11 protein-coding genes are annotated in these 11,012 nt (G+C 61.0%); 6 read left to right on the plus strand and 5 right to left on the minus strand.

All coding sequences use genetic code 11. From position 1 onward, the window contains the following. Nucleotides 1-84 precede the first annotated feature (84 nt). Together DIE13_RS01495 and DIE13_RS01500 are read left to right on the plus strand one after the other, a co-directional pair. Complete coding sequence (locus DIE13_RS01495) at nt 85-1,092, plus strand: MoxR family ATPase (RefSeq protein ID WP_124825482.1); 1,008 nt, start codon at nt 85-87, stop codon at nt 1,090-1,092. A 150-nt stretch (nt 1,093-1,242) separates the two neighbouring features. Then, on the plus strand, nt 1,243-1,596 hold the full coding sequence (locus tag DIE13_RS01500; protein ID WP_124825483.1) for a hypothetical protein: 354 nt from the start codon (nt 1,243-1,245) through the stop codon (nt 1,594-1,596). Between the two features lie 523 nt (nt 1,597-2,119). On the opposite strand, the gene DIE13_RS01505 is transcribed toward DIE13_RS01500, so the two are convergent. Next, nucleotides 2,120-2,920: a DUF4238 domain-containing protein gene (locus DIE13_RS01505; RefSeq protein ID WP_124825484.1), complete on the minus strand. Its 801-nt coding sequence runs from the start codon at nt 2,918-2,920 to the stop codon at nt 2,120-2,122. Between the two features lie 239 nt (nt 2,921-3,159). On the opposite strand from DIE13_RS01505, the gene DIE13_RS01510 reads away from it, so the two are divergent. From DIE13_RS01510 to DIE13_RS01525, 4 genes are all read left to right on the plus strand, one after another. Next, a complete protein-coding gene (locus DIE13_RS01510) occupies nt 3,160-4,362 on the plus strand; it encodes an ArdC-like ssDNA-binding domain-containing protein (protein ID WP_124825485.1) in 1,203 nt (400 codons plus the stop codon). 133 nt (nt 4,363-4,495) lie between these two features. After that, nucleotides 4,496-5,497 carry a hypothetical protein gene (locus tag DIE13_RS01515; protein WP_124825486.1) on the plus strand — a complete coding sequence of 334 codons (1,002 nt, stop codon included), beginning with the start codon at nt 4,496-4,498 and terminating at the stop codon, nt 5,495-5,497. Nucleotides 5,498-5,561: 64 nt separating this feature from the next. Then, nucleotides 5,562-7,754, plus strand: a complete 2,193-nt coding sequence (locus DIE13_RS01520; RefSeq protein WP_124825487.1) for a hypothetical protein — start codon at nt 5,562-5,564, stop codon at nt 7,752-7,754. A 261-nt stretch (nt 7,755-8,015) separates the two neighbouring features. Further along, a complete protein-coding gene (locus DIE13_RS01525; RefSeq protein ID WP_124825488.1) occupies nt 8,016-8,432 on the plus strand; it encodes a hypothetical protein in 417 nt (138 codons plus the stop codon). A 121-nt stretch (nt 8,433-8,553) separates the two neighbouring features. Here DIE13_RS01525 and DIE13_RS01530 read toward each other — a convergent pair whose 3' ends face one another. The 4 genes from DIE13_RS01530 to DIE13_RS01545 form a co-directional block, all read right to left on the minus strand. Beyond that, nucleotides 8,554-8,922, minus strand: a complete 369-nt coding sequence (locus DIE13_RS01530) for a hypothetical protein (RefSeq protein WP_124825489.1) — start codon at nt 8,920-8,922, stop codon at nt 8,554-8,556. Between the two features lie 48 nt (nt 8,923-8,970). Then, complete coding sequence (locus DIE13_RS01535; protein ID WP_148094080.1) at nt 8,971-9,576, minus strand: hypothetical protein; 606 nt, start codon at nt 9,574-9,576, stop codon at nt 8,971-8,973. A gap of 191 nt (nt 9,577-9,767) precedes the next feature. Then, nucleotides 9,768-10,382, minus strand: coding sequence for a hypothetical protein (locus DIE13_RS01540; protein WP_124825491.1), 615 nt, complete (start codon nt 10,380-10,382; stop codon nt 9,768-9,770). Beyond that, nucleotides 10,372-10,773, minus strand: a complete 402-nt coding sequence (locus tag DIE13_RS01545; protein ID WP_124825492.1) for a hypothetical protein — start codon at nt 10,771-10,773, stop codon at nt 10,372-10,374. The genes DIE13_RS01540 and DIE13_RS01545 overlap by 11 nt, the downstream gene beginning before the upstream one ends. Nucleotides 10,774-11,012: the final 239 nt, after the last annotated feature.

Raw genomic sequence — 11,012 nt, forward strand, 5'->3', positions numbered from 1 at the left:
ACGATTCCACTCACGCGAGCGCATCTCCCTTGGCAATGCCTGAAAACTTTGCCCTATCGGGGCATTTCGACAAAGGAGACTCACATGCTTGAGACCGTAGAGAAAGAAGCTGAAGTACTGCCGAACCCTGGGATGCAGTTCATCGACACGCTGTTCGCGATCGACGTGCCGCCCGAGTTCCGCAAGCGCGCGCAGATTCGTGTGGTCCCTCCGGGCCCAGATACTCCAACGGCAAACCCGCACTACGTATTCACGAAGGAGCAAATGTTGACCCTGCAGTTCTGGATCAACGATGAAGGCCGTGAAGGGCAGAAGACGAACTTGATGCTCACCGGTCCGACCGGGTCTGGCAAGACATCGCTTATTGAGCAATTGGCGGCTCGCATCGGCTTCGGATGCGTCAAGGTCCCGTGCCATGGCGAGCTCGAGTTTGAGGATCTCATCGGGACGCGGACGCTGAACGATGCCGGCGGCATGATGTGGGCGGATGGTCCGGTGATTCGGGCGATGCGTACTGGCAGCATCCTCTTGCTCGACGAGATCAACTTCCTGAGGCCCGAGATCGTCGGCGGCCTGAATGCCATCCTCGATGGTGGATCGCTCCTGATCTCGTCGACGTCGGAACGGGTTCACCCGCACCCGAATTTTCGAATCGCGGCGACCGGCAATGCGATTGATGGTACGGATGCCGGGAAGTACCGGGGAACCCGCAGGCAAAACGATTCGCTGCTTGACCGCTTCCTGCTCGGCATTCGTCTCGACTATATGCCGGCGGACCAAGAGCGTGCGTTGCTGCAAAGGATGTACCCGCGGCTTGATGACCAGGTCATCGAAGTGATGATGGATGTCACGACGGCCACGCGTGCGTCGCAAAAGACCGACGATCTCAGCGTCGCGATTTCGACGCGCGTCTTGTTGAACGGATGGGCACGCGAGGTACATCGCCAAACCAGTCCCGCTAAGCAAGCCGAACAGATCCTCCCGGCTCTGGAGACGACGATGCTGTTTCGTGTGCCTGCTTCGGACCGGACGATGATCAGCAACACCGTGACGCAAGTCTTGCAGCGAAAGCAGCTCGTGAAGCAACCCTGACGCAACTCTCGACCCACCTGGCGGCAGTCCACATTGTTGGACGCCGCCGTTTTTTTCTCCTTTCTGCGGCGCCCGCCATTCCATCGGCGCGACTGCATTTCTGTTCGCAACGCTTCCGGCAACGCCCGGCAACCTGAACAGGAGTTTCCCATGTCGCACCCGATGGTAATCCAGGCCGGTGGAACGCAACCACGATCCGTTGGCGCGTTGATGGCTGACGTAGCGAACCTCGAGTCGCTGTTGTCGAACGCCAAGGCTCGGCACCGTTACATGCGCGAGGTAAATGCTCTGCTACGCGTCGACGACCGCCGCCGGCTTGCGTTGCTTGGCGTCAGCGATCGCGGCGTCGAAGCCATGATGTGCCCTGACGCAAACGGCGAGATCGGCTACACCCGCTCCGAGCTCGCGGCGAACGCTAGCGCAATTCGAATGCTGCGGCGACGTATCGCCTGCTACGGACGGCCGCAGGTGGGCGCGGCAGGACGATCGGCCATATCGCGCTGACCCATTCGGATCTAACACCCTCCATGCTACGCATGCGAGGGTATTTTTTTGTCCGCTTTTCAAGGTTGACGGGTGGCGCGACGCACCCAGAATTTCGAATGACCGCTACGCCGGCTTTTACCCGTCTCCGCGCGCGTAAAGCGTGAGGCGATTGACGCACTCGACGCCAGCTTTGTCTCGGAATTCTGCTGTTGAGGTCACCCCAGTGGGGGTATAAGATGTCACGCGGCTTAGCAAGATCTGCGACGACGACATATAGCCCGCGCTTAGGCGCGTAATACGAGAAGCGAATGGCATCAAAAACGCAGCCTAAACCACTCACGCAGCAGGAATTTCTTCGCGTCTGACGGCCTCCCCGTCACCCTTTTACAGCGTCCGAACGGCGAGTTCGTCGCGGATACGAGGTGATAGCGGAAAACACGGCGTAGCGATCGTTCACGATCTCTACCACGCAGCACTATCCATCAAACGCGAAAGCGGATCCCCTTTCTTTGAAGCAGCTGAGGGGGCCTTCTCGATCGCGCTATTTCTGGATCTCGACCACCCATCGTCGAGCTTTGCCACGCACCAAGTCGTTGAACGCGCCGGTTTCTTGCGTCGTCAGCTTCTTCGCCTGCAACGCCGGCTTCCCGTTACCGAATGCCGGAATGTACAGCGCGAACCAGTGTGTCGTGAGCGGCATCAGGCAGACGACATCGTCATTGATTCCAAGTTCGTCTCCGAATCCAGGGATGCGGTTCGACAACCGATCGATGTCAAAGCAAGGGCGATCCGACGTGATGAATCCATCCTCGCTTTGCAGCAGACACATCCTCATTGCCACAAGCCGGTCGATGATCGGCGAACTGAGGCCAGCTTTGGTGAACTCGTAAGCGTTAGCAATGGCGGCGCCAAGACCAGGTAGCGGGCCGCCGGCCGCTGCAACTTCGCCTTGTTTTGCCTCCAACGCCCCGGGCGTCCTGAAATAGAGCGTCGCCGCGAATCGGGTGATTTGATTGCGTCGTCGGTCGAGTGCCTCGAGCATGCTTTTCATTGTCTGCTCAGGATTCTGTCCGAGCTCGTGTGACGTGGCAAAGACGTGGTCAAACAGCCGCATCGCACCACCGAATTCACCTTCAAATTCCTGGAAAACTATCTCGAGTTCGTTGTCGCGTTCCGCATTGGGGTTCTCGTAGTACCAGCTTTGAACCGTCGTGTCCGCAACGCTCATCGTCTTCGAGTTGCCGGTCTCCTTGTCTGTGACGAGCAAGTTCGTTTCGTCTGGCGCCCATCTGCGAAGGTATACGCGTGGTACGTAATGCTGCCTACGGGTGAGGTCACTCATCGAGATTTTCTCCAGGCTGCGCACGGTCGCCGTTGATCGAGTGCGTTATCACATACGAGAGGGAAGCGGCACAGGTCGTGCGGTCGTACGCGGGACCCTAGCGGCCCGTCGAGTTTACCTTCACCGGATCTTTCCCGCATCCACACGAATATTCCCGCATTCCACATCTTCAATCGCATCTCTCCCCGCAAAGGCAGTGGAAGAAATCCCACTTCAACCAACCTGGAAAGGAGCGAGCTATGGGCATCAAGACGTCGAGCCCTCGCGGGCGCGGGACGGCATCAAAATCAACCAGCAACCGTCGGCCGTCAGGTCCGGCCAGCGGCACGGGCAGGATCGAACGTTGCCGGGAAGCGGCCGAGCGTGCGAATCGTTGGCTCACGGAGCGTTCGCTGTTGCCGAGTCATCCGTGGAAAGGTCTCGTTGGCCTCCCGAGGAAGATCGTCGACGGTTCGTACTATGTCGGAACGAACGTGTTCGTTTTGTTGGCCGAGCAAGATCGCGGGAAGCTTATGTCCGCGTTGTGGGGCAGTTTCAAAGCGCTGAAGGAAAAAGGACTGACGGTAAAACGAGACTCGGTGCACACCGATGCGATCTACTTCGGACGCAGGCAGCCCAATGTTGGTCAATCAGGCTCTCGTACGGCCGGCGCTACCTCCGCCGCTCCGGAGGACGCAGCGGCCCCGTCTGGAGACGACGGTGTCGCGAGCGCTCCGAGCGGCTCATCTGCACCGAGTGGTTCTCGGATAATGCAGCCGGTCCAGTTGTTCAACGTCGCGCAATGTGTCGAGTTCAATTTCGACCCGGGGCTAGTCCACGCCGATATAACGGGTCTCTCGACGCGATGGTCGGATTGCAGAGTAGCGGCGCAGAGCTTGCGGAAGTGGCTTCAGGAAGCGACCACATCCGATCCGCTCGAGCAGCATGAAACGGAGCTGGTTGAGCGTCTCGCTGCAGATATCGCCTTCATGCGCCGCACTGGTGCGATGGATGTGATTGCGGAGCGACTGCCGGCGGTGCCCGACCTCGGGGTGCGCTTCATGAAGGTGTCCGGCGTGGCCTATTCGCTTAGCAAGGCGATTGAAGAGCGAGTGTTTGGCCCAGCCCAGCAAAGCGGGCAGGTTGCCGCGGCGTCCAGTGCGGTGTCCCCGCCAGCACCTTCGGAATCGTCCGAAGTGCCAGTGGCCACCGCGCCTGTCACGCCGGATGCAGTGCTGGGGAATGCATCGGAAAGCACGCAGCCCCCGTTGACGGCTACCGAGACTGCTCACCCCGGCGCAGAAGGCGCACAGGTTGCGCAAGAGGTACCGAAGCCGGCCAAGCGAGCTCGGCGTCCGAGACGCGCGACCAAGGCGGTCAGCCCTCAGCCGACTCCGAGCTCGGAGTCGATCTCCGAGGCTACCGAACCGCCGGAACAACCTGACTGGTTGAACTCCTGGTGACCCCCTCAATCCCCATTCGTCGCGCGCGACGGTGGGGATTTTTTTTGCCTTTCCCGAGTTTCTGCATTTTCGATAAGCCCGATACCCTCACGTCACATTCCTAGCCGAATCCTACGTAGAAAAGGAGCATTTGATGAAGCCTTTGTCGCTCGACGCACAGCGCAATCCGGACCAACATCAGTACTTTGTTGGCTTTAAAAACGTCTGCTACCTCGCAGGCTACATTCGCCGCGAGAACCCCCATGTCGTGCCGGCCGGGACGACGCGGCGATTCTGGCTGCAACTGACGAACAACGAGAACCTGATGGTGCCGGTGGATCTGCCGCCGGGCATCGAGCTGCCGAAACATACCCGAGATTTCCAAGGGCTGAAGTGCATTTGCCAGGTCCGCGGCTACCGCGACGAAGAAACCCAAGAGCCGCGGGTGAGCGTGATCGCTCGAGGATTCGGTCGCATCAATGCCCTGGAAATGCCGCCGCTCACCGCATTTGAGAAGGCAGTGCCGGCGTCGGCCCCGAACAACACCGAGTTCAAGCCGTATGGTTCGGGAAATCGCAGCAGCGGCGCGTCGAACAAGACGGAGATTGCCGGTATCGTTTCGGCCAAACGATTCCGCCCGCCGTCAGGCGAGAAGAGCGCAGCACTCATCATGCTCGTGCGGCAGACGGCGAATGAAAGGCAGGACATCCCGGTGATCTACTACGGGAAGCTGTCCGAGAAGCTCTCCGAAGACATTCGCGTTGGCGCGCCGATCTATGCGACCGGACGTTACCGGATTACCGGGATCAGGGAGCTGGACAAGATCAACCCCGACACTGGTAAGCCGTACGTGACCGGGACGCCGATGATCCAAATTGACGTTCCGTCGCAGCCCGTCGAGCGCGACATCCTCTATATCGACGGGATCCGTGGTGGGCGCCTGCTCTGGAAGGAGAAAACGCCCGAGTGGATTTTCGACGTGGCACCGAAACCGTCGACCTCGCGTCGCGCAGAGGCGCGCCCGGAGGAGGGCGTGTCCCAGCTCGAGCGCGAAGCGGTAGCTGTCGGGGAGAGCGCGGCGGTTGAGCAACTGCATGCGGGTACTGCCTCTGGGCTTTCGGACGAGGATTTGAAAGCGTTGGGAATGAAGCGCTAGCCAGCGTCGGGCAGCCGTGACGCTTGCGCCGCGGCCGCTGACTTCCTTTCCTTCGGATTTCGCCATGCATCGGGAACCCCTCGTCTCGTCGGTCCGCAATGTGTTGGTCTTCTGGATCATCGCGTTGACCGGATACTCGATCTACAAAGGCAAGACGGAACTCACTGCTCTCCTCGACCCGCAGCTGTACCTCGACACGCTGCAATGGCCGATCGCCGGCGCGATCGCGGGTGCCGGTATCGCCGTTTTGTCGATCTATCTATTCCGCCGATTCACGCTGGAAGGCGTTGCTGCGCACGAAGGTGGCGGGATTCGCACCGGTATCGGGCGAGTGCCGATCATCGTCGAGGAGCTGGAGGCTGCAGAAGACGGGGTCGCGCCTGAAATTCTGCGCTCGGTCGCAACTCTTGCGAACGTGATCATGAAGCGGGACCAGCTGCCCGTCGACGTGCTTGCGGTGTGGCGCAAGCACTACGAGAAAAGCTATCCCAAGCACGTAGCGCTGCTCGATAAGCTCGAGCGTGTGCTGATGCGTTACCAGCACTTGCCCGCGACCCATGTCCAGGACGGCCCGCGGAACCACGGCGGGAGGTCGTTGATCGAGCATTCGCTCCTGATCGCTTTCCTGATGGAGTGGAATGCACCGAAATTTTCGTATCCCGTCAACCCGTCGAAGCCGCATCTTCCGCTGCTCGACCCACAATACACTTTCAACTCTTCGGACCCACTCATTCTCTTGGCCGGCGTCGCGCACGACATCGGGAAGATCGAATGCTACGAGTTCGCGCCAGACGACCGGAAGAAGCTCGGTATGCCAACGGGCAGTCGACATGATCACGACAAGGTTGGCGCGCGATGTCTGGCCCGCATGCCTGAGTTCTGGGCGTTGCCGGAAGAAGATCGCGATGTGCTGCTGCTTTGCTGCGCTTACTACCACACACCGCAGAGCATGCCGATGAGCTCGCCACGGACCGTGCGATCCGATCGTCTGCACGCGATCACCGAGCTGCTCATCAAGTGGGATGGGGAAGGATCCGCGCTGGAGAACCGTGAAGGTGCCCAGCAGACGGTCGGCGCGCCGGCAGTGCCGACAGAGGCGCCGCCGAAGAAGGTTGTCGACGCGAAGTCGGAGGCCGGTCGGCAAGTTTTGCTCTGGGATCTCGTGCGGAGCATTGTTCTCGAGCCGGGCCGCATCAACGGGCAGGATCGGCGCCGCAACCTCGGTTGGAAGTACCACTTTCCGCACCTCGAAAAGACGTTGCTCTTCCTTGTTGAGGATCAGTTCGTGCAACTCGTCGCGGGCCGTGGCGGCCTCGAGGATCAGATGGAAGGGAATTTTGCGGGGTCTGGGGTCGATCCGCTTACCCGAAAGATCCTGTGTGCATGCTTCGAGCAGGGAGCACTGTATCTGGATTTCGAGGACGCACGTTCGCGATCCCCGGAGATGCTCACCTACGTCGCGCGAATGTACAAGCCGACGCAGTTCTTTGAAAACGTGAAGACGAAGACGGCCATCAAGCCAGTGCATGCTCGCGGGAAAGAGGTCCTCAAACTTGGTTCGGTTCTCGTACTGGAGATATCGAAGACCGTGCTGCCCGAGCTGCTTGCTCTGCCCGACAACAACCTCGTACCGGAGATTCGACACTTCCGGACTGGAAGCGCGGGGCGTCGTGGACGCAAGCCGAAAGCGACGGACGGCCAGACCGCCGCCGACACCGGTGGCTGGGTCATCCCCGAGGCGTCCGATCGCGTTGGTGGCGCTGACCATGTCGACGAGGAGAGTGCCGTCGACGGAGGCAGCGACACGCTTCCGCCTGCACCGTTTGACATGCCGCGATCGCAAGAAGACGCGGCCTCGGTGGGCGAATCGACTTCCGCATGCGGGAACGAGATCTCGGGACTTCCGCCACAACCGTTACCGGCTGCTGATCGTTTGCCAGTACCCCTGCCGCCACCGTCCGTTCGCCCGATTGCATCCGCGGTGCTCGCGGAGCACGCGAAGCGAGGCCTCGAAAGCGGCACGCTGCAGGGACGAGTGAACGAGACTGCTGGGGTGCTACTGGTCCGAGGGGACAGCGAGTATCTTGTACAGGCGTTGCATCTCGAGACGTTTGGATACTCGGACGCAGCGGTATTTATTGCTGACGTCGAAGCAGGGCGGATCCATGGCGCGGACGTTATGACGATCGATGGCGTCAAGATCATCCGTGTCGCGCTTGCTGGCTCCGCGGCGCGAACGGTCGAAGACGCGTGGTAACCAACCCGATCCACCCTGTAGACACAGTCCCTCTACCAGCTGAAGCGAGACAAAAATGACGAACGCTACATCCAATCCTGGGCCCGATGCGAAGATCGCTGAGACTATGACCGTCCATTCCTTCGCGATCGCATGCCCGTATTGCGGAGAGGACCAGCATGGATGGGTAAGTGACCCTCGCGGGACGAGCCAAGTCTGCGATGACTGCGGTGGGCACTATCAGGTCTCCGAGGGTCTGCAGATCAAGTTCTAGGGGGGGCAATGATCTTAACTTGCGATCAGCATTTCAAGGGCGCGGTGCGACCGCACGGTGAGGCTCTTTCACTACAGGTGATCGACGTTCGTATTCGCGGTCTGGTTGCGGCGATGAACGTGCAGGGGGTCGTTCGCACCGTCAGCAGTTGCGAGGGACACAGGATGCTCGGGCTGGCGGCCAGGCAGTGGCCGTTCGTCATGTTCGTCACTGATCTTCGACACGCCGCGCGCCTGGCGGCGGCAATTCGGTCGGACCAGCAAGACTTGAAGGCGCTCAACTACGACTGGAACGTTGACGCCGGCTTCGCCGATCGCGAGGTGCTGACGTTCCGGCTTGCGTGCCTCGATCGATTTTTCGCTCGGAAGGAGGTCGACCATGACTTCGGGGTCCTTGAAGCATGGGCGAAGGACATCTTCAGGTAAGCGCGGGAACTCGTGGTACCGAAATAGCGGAGTGGATCTCGATTCGAGCGCGTCGAGAGAATCGCAAGGTCGCTTGGGGCGCGCAGTGCCGAGACACCAGCGCGGCGCGCCCGCTACCTCCTCAATGGGCGCCTGCGGCCGCAGACACTTTGACCGAAATCCATCGCAGCTTGTACGTCGGAAGACGGCGCGCGACGCCGCTTACCACCGCGACGCTATCGTGCGGATCGTCGCATCGCATACCGTTGAGGACGGCCCCTGCTGAGAAGGCCTGTCCGGCGTAATAGCAGAATCGCGTATCGTCGATACGTTGCTCGGCAGCCAGTCGCTCACGCTCGGCGCTTGCGAGCGCAACTCGATCGAGCGTCGCGCCCTGCTGCCCGAGTTGTAGCTGCTCGACGAACTGCTCGGCGCTGCGCGTCAGTGAATCGCGAGCGTACGCCGCATTCGTGGCAGCGAGGGCGGCCAACACCATGATCAGTCTCTTCATGTTCAGTCCTTGTTCGGCAGCCGGCCGGTCGGGGCGCGAGAGCGCCAGTCACGAATCGCGATTTTCAGCACCGCGGGTCATCTGGAGATGGGCAGGGAGCAGAAGACGCGCCGTCTCCAGCACTGATTTCATGACGACGTCCGATTGCACGAGCCCGCGCAGGTAAGACCACATGCGCGCCTTGGGAACGCTGCAACGCTCGGCGAATTCGAAGATCGTGAGACCGAGCTGGGAGCGGATGCTGCATAGCTCCGCGGATAGCGGATGAGGTGGACGCTCGCGATTCACTGACGCGCCGCGCCGGCGCTCCTTTGTGCCTTTCAGGTTCTGCTCGAGGTCGCGCGAGATGTGCTTGGGAAATGGTTTCTTCGCCAGCTTCTCGCGAAACCGCGCGCGATTCTCCGAAACCGACGTCACCTCCTGGCGTTGTTCCAGTTCGGACATCGGCGAGTGCGCAAGCGTGTCCGGTTCGACCGCATCGCGTGCGTCCTGCTCTTCTTTCGCGGTGATCAGCTCGTCGGACTCGAAGTCGACCAGTTGGCGGAATGCCACGAGCGCGAGATTGTCTGCCGTGCGGTAGATGTAGCTGTAGATATTGATCGGAAGGTCGATCTTGTCGAAGACGGAAAGGCACGCCATGAACGTGTCGTTCATGATCGGTTCGAATTCCAGACGCACGCCACGCCGATCAACGACGCTATACACGATCCTGCGGATCCGCGGGCACGCGAGGAATGCGCGAGCAAGTTGGTCCGGCGTTGTCGTGGGCCCGGGAGGTAGCATTAGATGAAAGCTGCCGGCGGCGCCGCCGGCCGCAGCAGTCGCCGACGGCTCGCGTGCACCCATCAGAAGAGGCTCCACGTTTTGCGTGCGTCGATAGAGTCGAGTAACGCGCGCACCTTTCCAGCGGCGATCGGGATACCGCTGTCCATCTCGAAAAGGCCCCCTTTGCCAGGCACCGCCGGCAACCAAACGATTGGGTGGCCGCCGAAAGCAGCCGCTGCGGCCTGCGCGGTTCCAGCGAGCTCGCCTTCGTGGCGTCCGAGGAAAAGACGCTGGCGGCCGAGACCGCCGAACGCTCGACGGATCTGCACCCGAGGCAGCGTATGGATCAAGATCACCCAGCGCTGTTCGTCCGGTGACGTCAGCACGACAACAGGCAATGGCTGGCCCTTGGGGCGTTCCAGTACCCAGGTCCTCTTGAGATTCCGCTGGATCGCGCGTGCGGATCGTGTCGCGAAGCGGTGCGCGGCGATCACTGGCGCACCGCGTCGGATCAGGTACGCGCCTGCACACACCAACAGCGCGACGACGAGGAGCGACGTGGGGCTTGCGGTGCGTGGATCACGATGCAGCAGTGCGACGATCGCCAAAGCCGCGAGTGCGCCCCCGATCACCATCTGGAGTGCCGCGGTCCGCGGAGATTGTTCAAACGGAGAGAGGATCGGGTTACTCGCCACGGCGCGCTCCTTCGAAAACCGGCAACTGCTCGACGCGCGCGATCGGGGTGCCGCTCTCCGAGGGCTGCTCTGCGGGCGTCGTGATTCTGCCGATTGAACCGTGCATCAACGACATTGCGGCGGCCCGATCGGAATCTCGGATAACCCGGCTCGGCGCGCGCTGTGGTGCGAGCGTCCCGTCCTGAGCGGCCGCCAAGACCTGCGAAGCGCTCATGCCGTTGGGTGAGGGACCGGAGCCCTCATACGCGACCGTCGGCGACGGTTCGCCGACTCGGAAGGTGAGGATTCCAGCGCCGTCGGCGAAGTGTGCGGACGGTGGCGTAGCGGGGACGCCGGCGCAGCCGACTGTCGCGAGCAGGGTGGTCGACAAAATGATCCACGAATTTTGCATCGGGAGGCTCCTCTGGGCGAGTAATTCGAGATGAGCGAAGTGTGCCTTCGGCTCTCGAAATGCAGAAACACCCGAGCGTGGCCGACCAACGCAGATCCTGCTCGCCGCAGGGTGCCCGCAGAACCCCGCATGATCATCCGGGGTTGTTCAAGGGCTTTCCTAACTCGATCGACGCCCTTTAGGGTCCACAGTGGGTTACCAGCTATACGGGGTGGGGCCCACCAAATGATTACGGGGGT

It is taken from the genome of Burkholderia sp. Bp9016 (assembly GCF_003857765.1).
Lineage (GTDB): Bacteria > Pseudomonadota > Gammaproteobacteria > Burkholderiales > Burkholderiaceae > Burkholderia.